Source organism: Streptomyces sp. NPDC028331, from assembly GCF_055565775.1.
Map to the genome: position 1 here is coordinate 64183 of NZ_JBVHTR010000003.1, position 18628 is coordinate 82810.

Here is an 18628-nt window from a genome sequence, read left to right on the forward strand (position 1 = left end):
CAGATCAGCCGGCGAGGCCCACCACCAGCCAGATGAACGCCGTGCCCGCGAGCGTGCACAGCAGGGTCGAGTGGGCGGGGTGCTCGTGGTGGGCCTCCGGCAGGATCTCGGCCGCCGCGAGGTAGAGCAGCACACCGCCGAAGAGGCCGAGGTAGCCGCCGAGGAACCACTCCGGGATGGCGAGGAACGCGGTCGAGGCCGCGCCCAGCACGGGCGCCAGCGCGTCCGCGAACAGCATCGCGACCGCCTTGCGGCGGGCGTTGCCGTACAGGCTGGTGAGCGTGAACGTGTTGAAGCCGTCCGCGAAGTCGTGGGCGATGACGGCCAGCGCCACCGCGAGACCCATGCCGCCGCCGACCTGGAACGCCGCACCGATCGCCACGCCGTCCATGGCGCTGTGGCCCACCATGGCGGCCGCCGCCGTGAGGCCCACCTCGGGCGCGCGATGGTGATCGTGCTCCGCTGCGCCGTGCGCCGCCCGGCGGGCGGCGAGCAGCCGCTCCACCAGGTGGGCCAGCAGGAAGCCGCCCACGAACAGCAGCAGGGCCGCCGGCACGCCGAACACCTCGGTGCCCGCGGCACGCAGCGCCTCCGGCAGCAGGTCGAGGCCGACCACACCGAGCATCAGTCCGCCGGCCAGGCCCAGGACCAGATGGCGACGGTCGGTCACGCGCTGTGCCGTCCAGCCGCCGGCCAGCGTCATCAGGAACGCGCCGAGCGCGACGAAGACCGCCATGTGCCCTTGCTATCCGATAAGGCCCCCGTCGCGCACATCCGGCCCCGATTCCACCCGCACACATCGTGACATTCCGTACGAGAGGATCCGATCCCATGGCCGATGCCCCCACCGGCAAGGTGACCTTCGTCGGTGCCGGCCCCGGCGCCGCCGACCTGCTGACGTTCCGTGCCGCGCGCGCCATCGCCGAGGCCGACGTCGTGATCTGGGCGGCCAGCCTGGTCCAGGCGGAGGTCCTGGAGCACGCGCGTGCGGACGCGGAGGTGCTGGACTCGGCGGCCATGTCGCTGGAGGACGTCGTCGCCGTCTACGAGCGGGCCCGCACCGAGGGGCTGAAGGTGGCCCGTATCCACTCCGGCGACCCGGCCCTGTGGGGCGGCACGCAGGAGCAGCTCGACCGGTGTGCGGAGATCGGCATCGCGACCGAGGTCGTCCCCGGGGTCTCCGCGTTCTCCGCCGTCGCCGCGCTCGCCCAGCGGGAGCTGACCATCCCGGAGGTCGCGCAGTCCGTGGTCCTCACCCGGCTCGGCGGCGGCAAGACGCCGATGCCGCCCGGTGAGGAGGTGCGCGAGTTCGCCCGCCACGGCACCACCATGGCGATCTTCCTGTCGGCGGCCCGCAGCGGGCAGCTGGTGCGGGAGCTGCTGGAGGGCGGCTACCCGACGAGCACGCCGGTCGTCGTCGCCTACCAGGCGACCTGGCCGGAGGAGCTGGTCGTCAGGTGCACGATCGGCACGCTGGAGGAGACCGTCAAGGAGCACAAGCTCTGGAAGCACACCCTCTTCCTGGTCGGCCCGGCGCTCGACGCGCACGGCACCCGCTCGCACCTCTACCACCCCGGTCACTTCCACGGCTACCGCAAGGCGGACCCCGAGGCCCGCAAGGCCCTGCGCGCACGGGGTGCGAGCACGTGATCACGGTCGTCGGTACGGGCACGGGGGCGCCGCTTTCCGAGGAGGTCCTCGCGGGGGCGGACCTCGTGGTGGGCGGGCGGCGGCACCTGGACGCCGCCCGGCTGCCCGAGGGCGCCGAGCGGATCGTGCTGGGGCCGCTCGCACCCGCGCTGGACGTCATCGAACGCCACCTGGACAAGGAGCGGCGGGTCGTCGTGCTCGCCTCCGGCGATCCCGGGTTCTTCGGGATCGTCCGGGCGCTGGCCGAGCGGTTCGGGCCGGACCGGCTTCAGGTGCGGCCCGGTGTGTCGTCGGTGGCCGCCGCCTTCGCGCGGCTCGGGCTGACCTGGGACGACGCGGTGGTGGTGAGCGCGCACGGACGCGAGATGCGCACCGCGGTGAACGTGTGCCGGGCGCATCCGAAGGTCGCCGTACTGACCGGGCCCGGGGCCGGTCCCGCCGAGCTGGGGGCGGCGCTCGCCGACGGCCCGGCCGACCGGGTCCTCGTCGTGGCGAGCGCGCTCGGCGACCCGGAGCGCGAGCGCGTGGCGCGGGTGACGCCCGCCGAGGCGGCGGAACGCGACTGGGGGCCGGCGGTGAGCGTGGTGCTGTGCCTGGACCCGGCGCGGGCGCCGGGGCCCGGGCCCGCGCGCACGGTCGCGGGCGCGCCGCCGGGTCCCTCCGGATGGGCCCTGGACGAGAGCGCCTTCGCCCACCGGGACTCGATGATCACCAAGTTCGAGGTGCGCGCCCTGGCCCTGGCCCGGCTCGGCCCACGGCTCGGCGACCTGGTCTGGGACGTGGGCGCGGGCTCCGGCTCGGTCGCCGTGGAGTGCGCACGGCTGGGTGCCGCCGTCACCGCCGTCGAGAAGACGGCCGACGGGGTGGAGCGGATCCGCGCGAACGCCTCCGCGCACGGCGTGGACGTGCGGGTCGTGCACGGGGCCGCACCGGACGCGCTGGACGGGCTCGACGACCCCGACGCCGTGTTCGTCGGCGGCGGCGGGCGGGAACTGCCCGCCATCGTCACCGCGTGCGCGCAGCGCGCCCGGCGTGCGGTGGTGATCGCCATGGCGGCACTGGACCGCGTACCGGCGGCGCGCGAGGCGCTCGTCGCGGCCGGGTTCTCCTGCGACGGCGTTCTGCTGCAGTCGTCGCGCCTCGCGCCGCTGCCGGGCGATGTGACCCGGCTCGCGGCGACCAACCCTGTTTTCCTGCTGTGGGGCACGCGGGCCCCGGCACTGCACGAAGGAGTAGCTCAGTGATCGGCCTCATTTCCGCCACCGCGGCGGGGGCGGCTGCGCGGGACCGGCTGGCCGCGGCGTGGCCGGACCGTACGCGGGTGTACGACGGGCCCGTGGGGGACGCCGTACGGGCCGCCTTCGCGGAGTGCGGGCAGCTCGTGTGCTTCCTGGCGACCGGTGCGGTCGTACGGCTGATCGCGCCGCTGCTGGGCGAGAAGGCCACCGACCCGGGTGTGGTGTGCGTCGACGAGGGCGGGCGGTTCGCGGTGTCCCTGGTGGGCGGGCACGCGGGCGGCGCCAACGAACTGGCCCGCGCGGTGGGCGAGGTGCTGGGCGCGGAACCGGTCGTGACGACCGCCACGGACGCGGTGGGGCTGCCCGGGCTCGACACGCTCGGGTTCCCGGTGGAGGGCGATGTCGCCGCGGTCTCCCGGGCGTTGCTCGACGGGGAGCCGGTGGCGCTGGAGGCGGAGGTGAGCTGGCCGCTGCCGCCGCTGCGGGTCGCCGCCGAGGGCGCGTACACGATCCGGGTCACCGACCGGGCCGTCGAACCCGCCGAACGGGAGGTCGTGCTGCGGCCGCCCACCCTCGTGGTGGGCGTCGGCGCGTCCAAGGGGGCCCCGGTCGAGGAGGTGCTGGAACTCGTCGAGGGCGCGCTGCGGGACGCCGGTCTCTGCGGGGCGTCGCTCGCCGAGCTCGCCACCGTCGACGCCAAGGCCGGGGAGCCCGGCATCGTGGAGGCGGCCCGGCGGCTCGGGGTGCCCCTGGTGACGTACGCCGCCGAGGAGTTGGCGCAGGTCGACGTGCCCAACCCGTCGGAGGCGCCGCTCGCCGCCGTCGGCACGCCGTCCGTCGCGGAGGCCGCCGCGCTGGTGCGCGGGGGCGAACTTCTCGTGCCCAAGCGGAAGTCGGCCATGGCGACGTGTGCCGTCGTACGCCGGCCGGGGCGGGGGCGGCTCGCGGTCGTCGGGCTCGGGCCGGGCGCCCGGGACCTGCTGACGCCGCGCGCCAAGGCCGAGTTGCGGCGCGCGTCCGTGCTCGTCGGGCTCGACCAGTACGTCGACCAGGTCCGGGACCTGCTGCGGCCCGGCACCCGGATCCTGGAGTCGGGGCTCGGCGCCGAGGAGGAGCGGGCGCGCACCGCGGTCGCCGAGGCGCGTCGCGGCCACGCGGTCGCGCTGATCGGCAGCGGGGACGCCGGGGTGTACGCGATGGCCTCGCCCGCGCTCGCCGAGGCGTCCGACGACATCGACGTGGTCGGCGTGCCCGGCGTCACGGCGGCGCTCGCGGCCGGGGCGATCCTGGGCGCACCGCTCGGCCACGACCATGTGTCGATCAGCCTCTCCGACCTGCACACGCCCTGGGAGGTCATCGAGCGGCGAGTACGGGCCGCGGCCGAGGCGGACCTCGTCGTCACCTTCTACAACCCCCGCTCCCGGGGCCGCGACTGGCAGCTGCCGAAGGCCCTCGCGATCCTCGCCGGGCACCGGGAGCCGACGACACCGGTCGGTGTCGTACGCAACGCGTCACGGCCGGACGAGTCCAGTCGCCTCACGACCCTGGCCGAACTGGACCCGGCGACGGTCGACATGATGACGGTGGTGACCGTGGGCAACACGGCGACCCGGCAGATCGCGGGCCGCATGGTCACGCCGCGCGGATACCGCTGGCAGGACAACCGGCAGGAGGAGGCGAAGTGAACCGTGTGGTGCACCCGATCGAGCAGGAGTCCTTCCGGCGGCTGCGGGCCCGCCTCGACACCTCGCACTTCCCGCCGCTGACCCGGGCGGTGGTGGAGCGGGTCATCCACTCCGCCGCCGACCTCGACTACGCCGACGACCTCGTGATGGACGAGAGCGAGTTGGACAAGGCGCACACGGCGCTGCACGCCGGGGCGCCGGTGGTGGTGGACGTGGAGATGGTGGCGGCCGGGATCACGCGCCGCGAGACGGTCTGCCGCCTCAAGGACGCCAGGTCCGGCCCCGGCATGACGCGGTCGGCACATGCGATCCGGCTGGCGTACGAGGACGTCGGCCCGGGCGCGCTGTGGGTGATCGGCTGTGCGCCGACCGCCCTGGAGGAGCTGTTGAAGCTGGACGCCTCCCCCGCGCTCGTCATCGGTCTGCCCGTCGGATTCGTCGGCGCGGCCGAGTCCAAGGCCGCGTTGCGCGAGAGCGGGCTGCCCGCCGTGAGCAACGTGTCCGAGAAGGGCGGTTCGGCGGTCGCCGCCGCCGCGCTCAACGCCCTGCTGTACCACCCCGTTTCGAAGGAGACCCTGTGACCACCCCGCCGCCCGCCCTGCTCATCGCCGGCCACGGCACCCGGGACGAGGCCGGAGCCGAGGCGTTCCGCGACTTCGTGCGGGAGCTGGGGCGCCGCAACCCCGAACTGCCCGTCGCGGGCGGATTCATCGAGCTGTCGCCGCCGCCGCTGGGCGAGGCGGTGACCGAGCTGGTGGAGCGTGGGGCGCGCCGGTTCGCGGCCGTGCCGCTGATGCTGGTGTCCGCCGGGCACGCCAAGGGGGACATCCCGGCGGCGCTGGCCCGGGAGAAGGAGCGGCACCCCGGGATCTCGTACACCTACGGGCGCCCGCTGGGCCCGCACCCGGCGCTGCTGAAGGTGCTGGAGCGGCGCCTGGACGAGGCGCTGGCCGGGGCGGCGCGCACGCCCGAGGAGCGCGCCGAGGTGACGGTGCTGCTGGTGGGCCGCGGCTCCACCGACCCCGACGCGAACGCCGAGGTGTACAAGGCGGCGCGGCTGCTGTGGGAGGGGCGCGGGTACGCGGGCGTGGAGACGGCGTTCGTGTCGCTGGCGGCGCCGGACGTGCCGAGCGGGCTCGACCGGTGCGCGCGGCTGGGTGCGCGGCGGATCGTCGTGCTGCCCTACTTCCTGTTCACCGGGATCCTGCCGGACCGGGTGCGGCAGCAGGCGGAGGACTGGGCGGCGGCGCATCCTCAGGTCGAGGTGCGGTCGGCGGACGTCATCGGGCCGGAGCCGGAGCTGCTCGATCTGGTGATGGAGCGGTACCGGGAGGCGGTGAAGGGCGATCTGCGGATGAACTGCGACTCGTGCGTGTACCGGATCGCGCTTCCCGGCTTCGAGGACAAGGTGGGAATGCCGCAGCAGCCGCACTTCCACCCGGACGACGACGGGCACGGGCACGGGCATCACCATCACGGTCATGGACACCAGCACGGGGGGCACGCGCACTCCCATGCGCACTGAACGGGACGGGGCACAGCACGACCTGCGGCACCACGGGGACGCCGAGGTCCGTGACGACGGGGCAGGGCTGACCGACCTCGCGGTGAACGTGCGCGCCGAGACGCCTCCGGCGTGGCTGCGGGAGGTGATCGCCGAGTCGCTGGGCGGGCTCGCGGCCTACCCGGACGGGCGGGCGGCGCGGGCGGCCGTGGCGGCGCGGCACGGGGTGCCGGCCGAGCGGGTGCTGCTGACGGCGGGGGCGGCGGAGGCGTTCGTGCTGCTGGCCCGCGCCCTGAGGGTGCGGCGGCCGGTCGTGGTGCACCCGCAGTTCACGGAGCCGGAGGCGGCGCTGCGGGCTGCCGGGCACGCGGTGGAGCGGGTGCTGCTGCGGCAGGCGGACGGTTTCCGGCTGGATCCGGCGCTGGTGCCCGAGGAGGCGGACCTGGTGGTGGTCGGCAACCCGACGAACCCCACGTCCGTGCTGCACCCGGCGTCGGTGATCGAGGAACTGGCCCGTCCCGGGCGGACGGTGGTGGTCGACGAGGCGTTCATGGACGCGGTGCCGGGCGAACGGGAGGCGCTGGCGGACCGGACGGACGTGCCCGGCCTGGTCGTCCTGCGCAGTCTCACCAAGACCTGGGGGCTGGCGGGGCTGCGCATCGGCTACGTCCTGGCCCCGCCGGAGACGATCGCGCAACTGGAGCGGGCGCAGCCGCTGTGGCCGGTGTCGACGCCGGCGCTCGCGGCGGCTCAGGCCTGCCTGTCGCCGCGGGCGCTGGCTGAGGCGGCGCACGCGGCGTACCGGGTGGCGGCAGATCGGGAGCATCTGGTGGCGGGGCTGCGGGAGTTCGGGCCGGACGGGCTGTATGTCGCGGAGCCGGCGGAGGGGCCGTTCGTGCTGGTCCGCCTGGCCCGGGCGGCCGCCGTGCGGCGTCACCTGCGGGACCTCGGTTTCGCGGTGCGCCGCGGGGACACGTTTCCGGGGCTGGACGAGGAGTGGCTGCGGCTGGCGGTGCGGGACCGGGTGACGGTCAACCGTTTCCTGCAGGCGCTGGACCGGGCGATGGCCCTGGCGCAGGGCTGAGCGGGGCGGGGGGGGACAGGGCCCGTGGCGGTCACCGGGGCTAGTGCCGCGGCAGGCAACGTTCGCCCGTCACGGAGCGGCGTCCGGTGCGTGCTCTCGGCGTGCCGGGCGTCGCGACGGGGCGAACGTCGCCTGTCGGGGCACTAGGCTGGGAGAGGCCCGAGCAACCGCGCCGGAACCAGCGGTCCGTGCCGATGGGCGCCCTCGTGGTCCCGGTGCCCGCACCAGTGAGGCCGTCATGCCCTGGAACCTGAGCGGGACCTATCTGGAGAGCTGCAACTGCGACACGGTGTGCCCGTGCACCACCTCGGGTCTGACCGCGCCCGCCGACCACGAACGCTGCCAGGTGACCTTCGCGTTCCACGTCGACCGCGGGGAGGTCGACGGCGTGGACGTGTCGGACCGCGGCGTCGCCGTCTTCATCGACGCGCCCCGGGTGATGGCCGACGGCGGCTGGCAGGTGGCGCTGTATGTGGACGCGGCGGCCGACGACGGCCAGGCGGAGGCACTGGGCAGGGTGTTCTCCGGGCAGGCGGGCGGGCCGATGGCGGGGCTCGTCCCCCTCATCGGCGAGGTCCTCGGCGTCCAGCGCGTCCCCATCGACTACCGGGACGACGGGCGCCGTCACGCGGTGCGCGTGGCCGACGCCATCGACATCGAGATCGAGGACCAGGTCGCCCCGCAGTTCGGCGCGGACGGCCCGGTGATGGGACTGACCGGCCTCTTCCACCCGGTGAGCAGCACACTGACGGTCGCCCGCTCCACCCGTGCGACCGGCAGCGGGGTGTACGGCCGGTCATGGGACTTCACCGGTGGCAACGGGCACTCGGCGCCCTTCGCATGGTCCGCGTGACGGCCGGTCCGTTTCCCGGGCGCGGCGGACTCGGCTCCGCCGGACTGCTGCTGCTCGTGCCGGCGGCCGCCTGGGCCTGGGTGGTGGGGCGTGGGCGCGGTATGGGGGGCATGCCCGGGACGATGGGCTTGGGCCTGCCGGCCTTCCTGCTTGTGTGGACGGTGATGACGGCCGCCATGATGCTGCCCGCCACGGCGCCCGTGGCGTCCTTGTACGCGCGCACGATCACCAGCCACCGGGGTGCGCGCATGGTCGTGTTCACCGTCGGTTACCTGCTGGTGTGGGCCGCCGCCGGGCTGCCCGCCTACGCCCTGGCGGACCTCGCCGGGCGGGCGGCGAACGCGTACGCGGCCACGGCCACCGCGGTCGCCGCCGCCGTCTTCGCGGTGAACGGCGTCTATCAGCTCACCCCCCTCAAGGACCGCTGCCTCGCCCGGTGCCGCTCGCCGATCGGGATGATGCTGCGCTATGCGTCGTACCCGGGACGGTCCCGCGATCTGCGCGCAGGCGCCCACCACGGCGCCTTCTGCCTGGGCTGCTGCTGGTCGCTCATGGCGCTGCTGGCGGCGTTCGGCATGATGAACCTGTGGGCCATGGTGGGCCTGGCGGCCGTGCTGAGCACCGAGAAGCTCGCCCCGGCGGGTCCGGTGGTGGCCCGGGTCGTGGGGGTGGTGTCCCTCGCCCTGGCCATCGCCGTCTTCTGGGTCCCGGGCCTGGCCCCCGGACTGGTCAACAGTCCCATGTAGCCGCCGAGCCGGCTGATCCGGAAGACCTCTGCCCGGGTTCTAGCCGACCACCCGCCCGTTGAGAACGATCCGCCGCGGCGCCGCCAGCACCCGTACGTCCTTGCGCGGGTCCGTCTCGTACACCACGAGGTCGGCGGGGGCTCCCTCGTCCAGCGCGGGGCGTCCGAGCCAGCTCCGGGCGGCCCAGGTGGCCGCCGACAGAGCCTGAAGGGGCGGGATCCCCGCGGTCACCAGTTCGGCCACCTCGCCGGCGACCAGGCCATGGGCCAGCGAGCCCCCGGCATCGGTGCCGACGTACACCGGGACACCGGCGTCGTAGGCCGCGCGCACCGTGTCGTAGCGCCGCTCGTGCAGCCGTCGCATATGGGCCGACCAGCGGGGGAACTTCGACTCGCCCCCGTCCGCCAGCCTCGGGAACGTCGCGATGTTGACCAGCGTCGGCACGATCGCGACGCCCCGCTCCGCGAACAGCGGGATGGTCTCCTCGGTCAGCCCCGTCGCGTGCTCGATGCAGTCGATGCCCGCCTCCACCAGGTCCCGCAGCGAGTCCTCGGCGAAGCAGTGCGCGGTGACCCTCGCGCCGAGCCGGTGTGCCTGGGCGATCGCGGCTTCCACGGCCTCCCGCGGCCAGCACGCCGACAGGTCCCCCAGGTCGCGGTCGATCCAGTCGCCCACCAACTTCACCCAGCCGTCGCCGCGCCGCGCCTCCTGGGCGACATACGCGACCAGGTCCTCCGGTTCGATCTCCCACGCGTAGTTGCGGATGTAGCGACGCGTGCGCGCGATGTGCCGGCCCGCCCGGATGATCTTCGGCAGGTCCTCGCGGTCGTCGATCCACCGGGTGTCCGACGGGGAGCCCGCGTCCCGGATCAGCAGGGTCCCGGCGTCCCTGTCGGTCAGCGCCTGTTTCTCCGCCACGTCCTCGGGGACCGGGCCGTGCGCGTCGAGGCCGACGTGGCAGTGCGCGTCGACCAGGCCGGGCAGCGCCCAGCCCTCGACGGTACGGATGTCGCGGGCGCCGGCGGGGCGGTCGTAGGAGATCCGGCCGTCGACCACCCACAGTTCGTCGCGCACGTCCTCGGGTCCGACCAGCACCCGTCCCCTGATGTGCAGCACCGCGTGATCGCTCATGTACCGCACCTTAGTTCGCGGCTACCGTTTGCGGCCCACCTGGTCGGAGGTCTCCTCCTCGACCTCGGCCCCGGCGGGGTCCAGGAGCCGGGAGAGGAAGTGCCGGGTGCGCTCGTGGCTCGGGTCGCCGATGACCTGCTCGGGCGTGCCGTCCTCGACGATCACGCCGCCGTCCATGAAGACGACCCGGTCGGCGACCTCGCGCGCGAAGGTCATCTCATGGGTGACGACCATCATCGTCATGCCCTCCTGCGCCAGCCTGCGCATCACGGCGAGGACGTCGCCGACCAGCTCCGGGTCGAGCGCCGAGGTCGGCTCGTCGAACAGCATGACCTCGGGCCCCATGGCGAGGGCGCGGGCGATGGCGACGCGCTGCTGCTGGCCGCCGGAGAGGGAGGCCGGGTAGGCGTCCGCCTTCTCGGACAGGCCGACCCGCTCCAGGTTCTCGGCGGCGATCTTCGCGGCCTCGGCCTTGTCCCGCTTGAGCACCCGGCGCTGCGGCAGTGCGAGGTTCTCGGTCACCGTGAGGTGCGGGAAGAGGTTGAACTGCTGGAACACCATGCCGATACGGCGACGTACGGCGTCGATGTCCACATCGGGGTCGGTGACCTCGGTGCCGCCGACGAAGACCTGGCCCTTGGTGGGTTCCTCCAGGAGGTTGACGCAGCGCAGCAGGGTGGACTTGCCGGAGCCGGAGGGGCCGATGACGCAGACCACCTCGCCCTGGCCGATCTCCAGGTCGATGCCGCGCAGCACCTCGTTGTCACCGAAGGACTTGTGCAGGTCGCGGATGCGGATCTCGGCGGTGCTGCTCACTTGGCGGCTCCCTGGGCCTTGGCCTCCATACGGCGGACGACGAAGCCGAGCGGGATGGTGACCAGCAGGTAGCACAGGCCGGCGACCAGGATCGGCGTGGAGTTGGCGGTCGTGCTGGCCAGGTCGCGGCCGAACTTGGACAGTTCGCGCTCCTCCAGGGTGACGCCGAGGAACAGCACCAGCGAGGAGTCCTTGAAGAGGAGGACGAGTTCGTTGGTGAGCGGCGGGAGGATGATCCGGAACGCCTGCGGAACGATGATGGAGATCATCGCGCGGGCGGGCGAGAAGCCCAGCGAACGCGCCGCCTCCATCTGGCCCTTGGGCACGGCCTGGATTCCGGCGCGGATCGTCTCCGCCATGTAGGCGGCCGACACCAGGCCGAGCGCGAGGGCGACCTTGCCGTAGGTGCCGCCGATGATCTCCGTGCCGGGGAAGGCGAGCGGTACGGCGACACCGACGAAGATGAAGATCAGCAGGGCGGGCAGGCCGCGGAAGATCTCGATGTAGACGCCGGCGACCCAGCGGTAGGGGCCGACGGACGACAGCCGCATCAGGGCGAGGAGCATCCCGAGCACCAGGCCGACGACGAAGCCGGACAGGGTGTACAGCACGGTGTTCTTCAGCGCCAGCGTGATGACGTCCGGGAACATCTGCCGGGCGATGTCCACCTGCGCGAACTGGTTCTGCAGCCGTCCCCAGTCGGCCGTGACCGCGAAGGCGATCACGGCGGCGGCGAAGACGGCGTACTGGACGCCGCGCGACACCCTGCGCTTCTGGGTCCGGGTCAGCCCCTTCCTGCGGGGCTGCACGTCGGCCCCGGCCGTGTCCGTCGTGTCGGTCATGAGGCGGCGGGCGAGGCGACGGACGGGTTGTAGGGGCCGATCCACTGCTCGTACAGCTTCTTGTACGTGCCGTCGGCCTTGGCGTCCTTGATGGCCTTGTTGATGGCGGCGAGGAGCTTGGTGTTGCCCTTCTTCACCGTGAAGCCGTACTGCTCACCGGTGTTGATGTTGCCGACCAACTTGAAGGCGCCGGCGTTGGCCTTGTCCTTGAGCCAGCCCTGGACGACCGGGTAGTCGATGACGACCGCCTGGACCTGGCCGGTGCGCAGACCGTTGAGGACCGCGTCGGAGGACTCGAAGGAGATCGGGTCGAAGCCCTGCTTCTTCGCGTAGTCCTCGCCGGTGGTCTGCGCCTGGGTGCCGAGCTTCCTGCCCTTGGCCTTGACGTCGGCCAGCGAGGTGATGCCGCTCTTCTTGTCGACCAGGACGGCCTGGGTGGCGTCGAAGTACGGGTCGGAGAAGTCGACGTGCTTCTTGCGCTCGGCGGTGATGGTCATGCCCGCCGCGGCGAGGTCGCACTGGCCGGAGTTGAGGAACGCGCCGGTCTTGAAGTTCTCGAAGGGCGTGTCGACGATGGCCTGCTTCACCCCGAGGTCCTTGGCGACCAGGTCGATCATCGAGACGTCGAAGCCCTGCACCTTGCCGTTGATCTCCGACTGGAAGGGCGGGTACGGCAGGTGGGTGCAGGTGGTGAGCTGACCGGCCTTGACGAGGTCCACCCCGCCGGCGGCCGACTTGCCGGCGCTGCCGCCGCTGCCGCTCGAGGTGCAGCCGGCCACGAGCACGACACCGGCCGTCGCGGTGGTGGCGGCCAGGATGCGGGCCCGGCGCCCGAGGAGCGTGTTCACGGTGGACCTCTCTGTGGGGAATCTCGGCCTCCACTGTGGGGGACGAGCGGCTTCCGATTATAAGGAGGAGTTTGGGTTCCTCAAATCAAACCGATGGCTGGAGGGGCTTCTCACCTCAGAAGTGATCGGCAAACGGGGGATGACAGCCGCCGGATACCCTCAAGACCGTCATCGACACCGTGACCTGGACCGCCGCTTCCGCGAACGAGGAGAGCACCGCCGTGACCCACCCCCTCCTGGACCTCCCTCCGCTGAGCGCCGCTCGCTTCGCCTCGATCGAGGACCGGGTGGCACGGTTGCTGTCCACCGAGCAGGACGTCGTGATCATGCAGGGTGAGGCGCTGCTGCCGCTGGAGGGTGCGATCCGCGGGACGGCCGGGCCCGGGACGACGGCCCTGAACGTGATCACGGGCCCGTACGGGCAGACCTTCGGCGACTGGCTGCGGGACTGCGGGGCGACGGTGCACGACCTGGCCGTGCCGTTCCACACGGCGGTCACCGCGGCGCAGATCCGTGAGGCCCTCGCCGAGCACCCGGAGATCGACTTCGTGTCGCTGGTGCACGCGGAGGCGGCGACCGGCAACACGAACCCGGTGGCGGAGATCGGGGCGGTGGTGCGGGAGCACGGCGCGCTGTTCTACCTGGACGCCGTGGCCTCGATCGGCGCCGAGCCCGTGCTGCCGGACGCGTGGGGGGTGGACCTGTGCGTGATCGGGGCGCAGAAGGCGATGGGCGGGCCGGCGGGGGTGTCGGCGGTGTCGGTCAGCGAGCGGGCGTGGGCGCGGATGGCGGCGAACCCGAGGGCGCCGCGCCGGTCCTACCTCTCCCTCCTCGACTGGAAGGAGCGCTGGATCGACGGCGGACGCACGGCGCTGCTGCACGCTCCGGCGCAGCTCGAGATGCTGGCACTCGAGGCGTGCCTGGAGCGGATCGAGGCGGAGGGCCTCGAGACGGTGATGGCCCGGCACCGGTCCGCGGCGGCGGCGACGCGGGCGGGTGCGATCGCGCTCGGCGGCGGTCTGGAGCCGTACGTGCACGAGGCGGCCGAGGCGGCGCCGGTGGCCACGACGTTGCGGGCACCGTCCGGTGTCGTCGCGGCGGAGGTGGTCGCGCGGGCGCTGGAGTGCGCCCCGGGGGTACCGCTGGCGGCGGGCGGAGGTGCGCTGGCGAAGGAGATGATCCGGGTGAACCACTACGGGTCCGACGCGACGGCCGAGGCGGTGACGGCGAGCCTGGCGGCACTGGGCGCCGCGCTGCGGGAACGCGGGATGGACGTGGATGCGGAGGGGGCCCGCAGCGCGGTCTTGGAACATATCGGCGAAGTTACCGGCGACTGAAATCAACATTGACCCGCAAGCCGATTCCACGTAATTCTCGAATTCCTGATCCGGGTAGTTCCCCGTCTTCTTCTGCCCGCTCATCCCCGACCTAAACGCAAAGATTCTGCGAACACCGTCCGAGGTAATTCGGGCAGATCTCGTGTGGGTTACCGTCATGTGACCGACTCCACAAGGCGAGCGTTTTGTCCGGTAATTTCCGTACATGGCGCCTGTAATCGCCACCGGTTCGCGCGTATGTACGCGCCCGCGTGATAACACATCTGCAGCTCGTCCGTAACCCCAACCGGCGGTGCAATTTCAAATTTCCATGGGTAAATTGAATCCGCATGACCGCCGCACAAGCAGACCTGTCAGCGGAATTCCTTGAAACGCCTCAGGGGCTGCGGATCGACCGTCCGGAGGTGGCGGACGGTGCCGCACTCTGGCGCATCGCCAAGGACTCCGAAGCCCTCGACCTGAACTCCTCCTACAGCTATCTGCTCTGGTGCCGTGACTTCGCCGGCACCTCGGCGGTGGTGCGCGCCGAGCCCGGCGGGCGCCCCGTCGGCTTCATCACCGCGTACCTGCGGCCCGAGCGCCCCCGCACCCTCCTCGTGTGGCAGGTCGCCGTGGACACCGCGTACCGCGGACGCGGTCTCGCCGCCCGCCTGCTCGACGCGGTCACGGCACGGGCCGCCGCCGAGCACGGCGTCACCGGCGTCGAGACCACCATCACCCCGGGGAACACCGCCTCCGAGCGGCTGTTCACCTCGTTCGCCGACCGGCACGGCGCCCGTGTCGAGCGCGAAGTCCTCTTCGGCGCCCACCAGTTCCCGGACGGGCCGCACGACCCCGAGGTCCTGTACCGCATCGGTCCGCTCCGGCACTCCGCCTGACCCCCACCCGCAGACCGACTCCCCTCTCCCCCACACACCGAGGAGCGTTTTCGCCGTGACCATCACCCAGCCGGATCTCAGCGTCTTCGAGACCCTGGAGTCGGAGGTGCGCAGCTACTGCCGCGGCTGGCCCACCGTCTTCGACCGCGCGCAGGGCAGCCGCATGTACGACGAGGACGGGCACGAGTACCTCGACTTCTTCGCCGGTGCCGGATCCCTCAACTACGGCCACAACAACCCCGTACTGAAACGGGCGTTGATCGACTACCTCGAGCGGGACGGCGTCACCCACGGGCTGGACATGTCCACCGTCGCCAAGCGTTCGTTCCTGCAGACCTTCCAGGACGTGGTGCTGCGCCCGCGCGATCTGCCCTACAAGGTCATGTTCCCGGGGCCGACCGGCACCAACGCCGTCGAGTCCGCCCTGAAGCTGGCGCGGAAGGTGAAGGGCCGCGAGGCCATCGTGTCCTTCACCAACGCCTTCCACGGGATGTCCCTGGGGTCGCTGGCCGTGACCGGCAACGCGTTCAAGCGCGCCGGCGCCGGGATCCCGCTGGTGCACGGCACCCCGATGCCGTTCGACAACTACTTCGACGGCACGGTGCCGGACTTCCTGTGGTTCGAGCGGCTGCTGGAGGACCAGGGCTCCGGTCTCAACAAACCCGCCGCCGTGATCGTGGAGACCGTGCAGGGCGAGGGCGGGATCAACGTCGCCCGGCCGGAGTGGCTGCGCGCGCTCAAGGCGCTGTGCGAGCGCCAGGACATGCTGCTGATCGTCGACGACATCCAGATGGGCTGCGGCCGCACCGGCGCCTTCTTCTCCTTCGAGGAGGCGGGGATCGTGCCGGACATCGTCACCGTGTCCAAGTCGATCAGCGGCTACGGCCTGCCGATGTCGCTGTGCCTGTTCAAGCCCGAGCTCGACGTCTGGGAGCCGGGCGAGCACAACGGCACCTTCCGCGGCAACAACCCCGCGTTCGTCACGGCCACCGCCGCCCTGGAGGCCTACTGGAGCGACGGGTCCGCGATGGAGAAGCAGACCCGGGCGCGCGGTGAGCTGGTCGAGCGGGAGCTGGCCTCGATCACCGAGGAGAACCGCGCCGACGTCAAGGAGTACCGCGGCCGCGGGCTCGTGTGGGGCCTGGAGTTCCACGACAAGGAGCGGGCCTCCCGGGTCGCGCACCGCGCCTTCGACCTGGGGCTGCTCGTGGAGACCTCGGGCCCCGAGAGCGAGGTCGTCAAGCTGCTGCCCGCCCTCACCATCACCCCCGATGAGCTCGACGAGGGTCTGGGCATCCTCGCCCGTGCCGTCCGCGAGACCGCCTGACCAACCCGCAACCCCCGCTGAAGAGGAGTACACCGCACAGTGATCGTCCGTTCGTTCAAGGACATCGAGGGCACCGACCGGCATGTGAAGGCCGCGTCGGGCACCTGGGAGAGCAAGCGCATCGTCCTCGCCCGGGAGAAGGTCGGCTTCTCCCTGCACGAAACGGTCCTCTACGCGGGCACGGAGACGTCGATGTGGTACGCGAACCACATCGAGGCCGTCGTGTGCGTCGAGGGCGAGGCGGAGCTGACCGACCAAGAGACCGGGAAGACGTACACGATCACCCCCGGGACCATGTACCTCCTGGACGGTCACGAGCGGCACACGCTGCGGGTCAAGGAGGACTTCCGCTGCATCTGCGTGTTCAACCCGCCCGTGACCGGCCGCGAGGACCACGACGAGAACGGCGTCTACCCCCTGCTCACCGAGGAGGTGTGAATCACCGATGACCATGACCACCGGTACCGCCGTCACCGATCTCTATCCCAGCCGCGGCGCCACCGAGGTGTCCGTCCCGCGCCAGGACCCCGTCGTCTGGGGCGCTCCCGGGACGCCCGGACCGATCTCGCTCACGGACCTCCAGGCGTACGAGCGCGACGGCTTCCTCGCCATCGACGAGCTGATCACCGAGGACGAGGTCGCCGTCTACCGGCGGGAGCTGGAGCGGCTCGTCACCGATCCGCAGATCCGCGCCGACGAGCGGTCGATCGTGGAACCGAAGTCGAAGGAGATCCGCTCCGTCTTCGAGGTGCACAAGATCAGCGAGGTGTTCGCGGATCTCGTGCGCGACGAGCGGGTCGTCGGACGGGCGCGGCAGATCCTCGGCTCGGACGTGTACGTCCACCAGTCGCGGATCAACGTCAAGCCCGGCTTCGGGGCCAGCGGCTTCTACTGGCACTCCGACTTCGAGACCTGGCACGCGGAGGACGGCCTGCCGAACATGCGCACGGTGTCCGTCTCGATCGCGCTGACCGAGAACTACGACACCAACGGCGGCCTGATGATCATGCCGGGGTCGCACCGGACGTTCCTCGGCTGCGCCGGCGCCACGCCGAAGGACAACTACAAGAAGTCGCTGCAGATGCAGGACGCGGGCACGCCGTCCGACGAGGCGCTGACCAAGATGGCCTCCGAGTACGGCATCAAGCTGTTCACGGGCAAGGCCGGTTCGGCGACCTGGTTCGACTGCAACTGCATGCACGGCTCGGGCGACAACATCACTCCGTTCCCGCGCAGCAACGTGTTCATCGTGTTCAACAGCGTGGAGAACGCGGCGGTCGAGCCCTTCGCGGCTCCGGTCCGGCGGCCGGAGTTCATCGGGGCGAGGGACTTCACTCCCGTGAAGTGAGCCGACCCCGGCCGGTGGTCCGGGGGGCGGCCGCCGGAGACCACAGCATCGGGGCGAGGGACTTCCCTCCCGTGAAGTGAGCCGACCCCGGCCGGTGGTCCGGGGGGCGGCCCCCGGAGACCACAGCATCGGGGCGAGGGACTTCCCTCCCGTGAAGTGACCACCGGGCGCCTGGAGCCTGCAAGGGCTCCAGGCGCCGCCGTGTCAGCCGGACAGCACGTCCAGCAGGCGGTCGACGTCGGCGGGCGTGTTGTACAGGTGGAAGGCCGCCCGCAGGTTGCCCGCGCGGTCCGAGACCTCGACGCCCGCACGGCTCAACTCGCCCTGCCGGTGGCCGAGTCCGGGCACCGACACGATCGGGGAGCCCGGTGCCGGGATCGGTTCGTGACCGAGTCCGTCCAGGCCCTTGCGGAACCGGTCGGCGAGGGCGAGGTCATGGGCCCGTACCCGCGCCACGCCCAGCTCCTCCAGCAGCTCCAGGGAGCGGCGGGCGCCCGCGTACGAGAACAGCGCCGGGCTCTCGTCGAAGCGCCGCGCCGAGTGGGCGAGTTCACCGACCGGCCCGTAGCAGCTGTCCCAGGGCTCCTCCCCCGCGACCCAGCCGGCGAAGAGCGGCGTGAGGGAGCCGAGGTCCTCCGGGACCACCAGGAAGGCGACGCCGCGCGGGCAGAAGAGCCACTTGAAGGCGACGGCGGCGACGTAGTCGTACGCGTCCGCGTCGAGGTCCAGCCAGCCTGCCGCCTGGGACGCGTCCACGTATGTACGGGCGCCGTGCTCCCGGGCCGCGGCGCGGATGGCGGGCAGGTCGGCGATCCGGCCGTCGGCGGACTGCGCCGCGCTGACCGCGACCAGGGCCGTGCCGGGCCGTACGGACTCGGCGACCCGCTCCAGCGGGACGGCGCGGACGCCGAGGTCGCGGCGCACGTGGAAGGGATTCACCACGGAGCTGAAGTCGCCCTCGGCGGTGAGGACTTCGGCTCCCTCGGGCAGCGAGGCGGCGATCAGCCCGGTGTAGACGGCGACCGAGGCTCCGGCCGCCACCCGGCGGTCGGGAACCCCGGTCAGCCGGGCGAAGGAGGCGCGGGCGGCCTCCACGTCGGCGAACATGTCGGTGGGCTGTCCGACGGCGGCCGACTCCACGGCGGTGCGCAGGGCCTCCACCGTGCGGGTCGGCAGCAGCCCGGTGCTGGCGGTGTTCAGATAGGTGTTCTTCGGGGCGAACTCGGCGCGGACGAGGGTCTCGAAGGTTTCCATGTGACCACTGTGCGGCCCGGAGAAACCCGAGTCCATCGCCTATTGGTGCGTGGTTCCATCAAGCACCGCTTATGTGTTCGCCCCGGC

General features: G+C 72.3%; 19 protein-coding genes. 13 read left to right on the forward strand and 6 right to left on the reverse strand.

Translation table 11 applies throughout. From position 1 onward, the window contains the following. Positions 1–4 precede the first annotated feature (4 nt). Complete coding sequence (locus ACZ4SW_RS04345; protein ID WP_468237752.1) at positions 5–736, reverse strand: ZIP family metal transporter; 732 nt, start codon at positions 734–736, stop codon at positions 5–7. A gap of 95 nt (positions 737–831) precedes the next feature. On the opposite strand from ACZ4SW_RS04345, the gene cobM reads away from it, so the two are divergent. The 8 genes from cobM to ACZ4SW_RS04385 all read left to right on the forward strand — a co-directional run bounded on the left by cobM (position 832) and on the right by ACZ4SW_RS04385 (position 8760). Next, positions 832–1650, forward strand: coding sequence for a precorrin-4 C(11)-methyltransferase (gene cobM / locus ACZ4SW_RS04350; RefSeq protein ID WP_468237754.1), 819 nt, complete (start codon positions 832–834; stop codon positions 1648–1650). Then, on the forward strand, positions 1647–2894 hold the full coding sequence (gene cbiE, locus ACZ4SW_RS04355; RefSeq protein ID WP_468237756.1) for a precorrin-6y C5,15-methyltransferase (decarboxylating) subunit CbiE: 1248 nt from the start codon (positions 1647–1649) through the stop codon (positions 2892–2894). Before cobM ends, cbiE begins: the two co-directional genes overlap by 4 nt. After that, complete coding sequence (gene cobJ, locus ACZ4SW_RS04360) at positions 2891–4573, forward strand: precorrin-3B C(17)-methyltransferase (protein ID WP_468237758.1); 1683 nt, start codon at positions 2891–2893, stop codon at positions 4571–4573. The genes cbiE and cobJ overlap by 4 nt, the downstream gene beginning before the upstream one ends. Then, a complete protein-coding gene (locus tag ACZ4SW_RS04365; RefSeq protein ID WP_468237761.1) occupies positions 4570–5154 on the forward strand; it encodes a precorrin-8X methylmutase in 585 nt (194 codons plus the stop codon). Before cobJ ends, ACZ4SW_RS04365 begins: the two co-directional genes overlap by 4 nt. Next, complete coding sequence (locus ACZ4SW_RS04370; RefSeq protein ID WP_468237763.1) at positions 5151–6098, forward strand: sirohydrochlorin chelatase; 948 nt, start codon at positions 5151–5153, stop codon at positions 6096–6098. Before ACZ4SW_RS04365 ends, ACZ4SW_RS04370 begins: the two co-directional genes overlap by 4 nt. Continuing rightward, on the forward strand, positions 6088–7161 hold the full coding sequence (cobC, locus tag ACZ4SW_RS04375) for an Rv2231c family pyridoxal phosphate-dependent protein CobC (protein WP_468237766.1): 1074 nt from the start codon (positions 6088–6090) through the stop codon (positions 7159–7161). Before ACZ4SW_RS04370 ends, cobC begins: the two co-directional genes overlap by 11 nt. Positions 7162–7399: 238 nt before the next feature. After that, positions 7400–8014, forward strand: a complete 615-nt coding sequence (locus ACZ4SW_RS04380) for a DUF1326 domain-containing protein (protein WP_468237769.1) — start codon at positions 7400–7402, stop codon at positions 8012–8014. Further along, entirely contained in the window at positions 8011–8760 is a 750-nt protein-coding gene (locus ACZ4SW_RS04385; RefSeq protein ID WP_468237771.1) for a DUF2182 domain-containing protein, read from the forward strand. Before ACZ4SW_RS04380 ends, ACZ4SW_RS04385 begins: the two co-directional genes overlap by 4 nt. A 39-nt stretch (positions 8761–8799) precedes the next feature. Here the strand turns inward: ACZ4SW_RS04385 and ACZ4SW_RS04390 are convergent, their stop codons facing one another. From ACZ4SW_RS04390 to ACZ4SW_RS04405, 4 genes are read right to left on the reverse strand one after another with little or no spacing between them, the layout of a single operon-like run. After that, positions 8800–9891: an amidohydrolase family protein gene (locus tag ACZ4SW_RS04390; protein WP_468237773.1), complete on the reverse strand. Its 1092-nt coding sequence runs from the start codon at positions 9889–9891 to the stop codon at positions 8800–8802. A 21-nt stretch (positions 9892–9912) separates the two neighbouring features. Further along, the gene (locus tag ACZ4SW_RS04395) at positions 9913–10707 is read right to left on the reverse strand and encodes an amino acid ABC transporter ATP-binding protein (RefSeq protein WP_468237775.1); all 795 of its coding nucleotides are present in this window, start codon (positions 10705–10707) and stop codon (positions 9913–9915) included. After that, on the reverse strand, positions 10704–11549 hold the full coding sequence (locus tag ACZ4SW_RS04400; protein ID WP_468237778.1) for an amino acid ABC transporter permease: 846 nt from the start codon (positions 11547–11549) through the stop codon (positions 10704–10706). The genes ACZ4SW_RS04395 and ACZ4SW_RS04400 overlap by 4 nt, the downstream gene beginning before the upstream one ends. Next, a complete protein-coding gene (locus ACZ4SW_RS04405; protein ID WP_468237780.1) occupies positions 11546–12397 on the reverse strand; it encodes a transporter substrate-binding domain-containing protein in 852 nt (283 codons plus the stop codon). The genes ACZ4SW_RS04400 and ACZ4SW_RS04405 overlap by 4 nt, the downstream gene beginning before the upstream one ends. 221 nt (positions 12398–12618) lie before the next feature. Between ACZ4SW_RS04405 and ACZ4SW_RS04410 the strand changes: the two genes are divergently transcribed. From ACZ4SW_RS04410 to thpD, 5 genes are all read left to right on the forward strand, one after another. Then, positions 12619–13734 (forward strand): pyridoxal-phosphate-dependent aminotransferase family protein, encoded by a 1116-nt coding sequence (locus ACZ4SW_RS04410; protein ID WP_468237783.1) that lies wholly within the window; start codon positions 12619–12621, stop codon positions 13732–13734. Between the two features lie 329 nt (positions 13735–14063). Further along, entirely contained in the window at positions 14064–14612 is a 549-nt protein-coding gene (gene ectA / locus ACZ4SW_RS04415) for a diaminobutyrate acetyltransferase (protein ID WP_468237786.1), read from the forward strand. A 55-nt stretch (positions 14613–14667) separates the two neighbouring features. Continuing rightward, complete coding sequence (ectB, locus tag ACZ4SW_RS04420; RefSeq protein ID WP_468237790.1) at positions 14668–15939, forward strand: diaminobutyrate--2-oxoglutarate transaminase; 1272 nt, start codon at positions 14668–14670, stop codon at positions 15937–15939. Between the two features lie 39 nt (positions 15940–15978). Next, entirely contained in the window at positions 15979–16377 is a 399-nt protein-coding gene (locus ACZ4SW_RS04425) for an ectoine synthase (protein WP_468237793.1), read from the forward strand. Between the two features lie 13 nt (positions 16378–16390). Beyond that, positions 16391–17287: an ectoine hydroxylase gene (thpD, locus tag ACZ4SW_RS04430; RefSeq protein WP_468238497.1), complete on the forward strand. Its 897-nt coding sequence runs from the start codon at positions 16391–16393 to the stop codon at positions 17285–17287. A gap of 204 nt (positions 17288–17491) precedes the next feature. Here thpD and ACZ4SW_RS04435 read toward each other — a convergent pair whose 3' ends face one another. Beyond that, positions 17492–18577 carry an aminotransferase class V-fold PLP-dependent enzyme gene (locus ACZ4SW_RS04435; protein WP_468237796.1) on the reverse strand — a complete coding sequence of 362 codons (1086 nt, stop codon included), beginning with the start codon at positions 18575–18577 and terminating at the stop codon, positions 17492–17494. Between the last annotated feature and the right edge of the window lie 51 nt (positions 18578–18628).

Excerpts from the sequence above, each read along its gene's own strand:
- ACZ4SW_RS04345 (WP_468237752.1), bottom strand. The coding sequence starts at position 736 with ATGGCGGTCTTCGTCGCGCTCGGCGCGTTCCTGATGACGCTGGCCGGC.
- cobM (WP_468237754.1), top strand. The coding sequence starts at position 832 with ATGGCCGATGCCCCCACCGGCAAGGTGACCTTCGTCGGTGCCGGCCCC.
- cobC (WP_468237766.1), top strand. The coding sequence starts at position 6,088 with ATGCGCACTGAACGGGACGGGGCACAGCACGACCTGCGGCACCACGGG.
- ACZ4SW_RS04380 (WP_468237769.1), top strand. The coding sequence starts at position 7,400 with ATGCCCTGGAACCTGAGCGGGACCTATCTGGAGAGCTGCAACTGCGAC.
- ACZ4SW_RS04390 (WP_468237773.1), bottom strand. The coding sequence starts at position 9,891 with ATGAGCGATCACGCGGTGCTGCACATCAGGGGACGGGTGCTGGTCGGA.
- ACZ4SW_RS04400 (WP_468237778.1), bottom strand. The coding sequence starts at position 11,549 with ATGACCGACACGACGGACACGGCCGGGGCCGACGTGCAGCCCCGCAGG.
- ectA (WP_468237786.1), top strand. The coding sequence starts at position 14,064 with ATGACCGCCGCACAAGCAGACCTGTCAGCGGAATTCCTTGAAACGCCT.
- thpD (WP_468238497.1), top strand. The coding sequence starts at position 16,391 with ATGACCACCGGTACCGCCGTCACCGATCTCTATCCCAGCCGCGGCGCC.
- ACZ4SW_RS04435 (WP_468237796.1), bottom strand. The coding sequence starts at position 18,577 with ATGGACTCGGGTTTCTCCGGGCCGCACAGTGGTCACATGGAAACCTTC.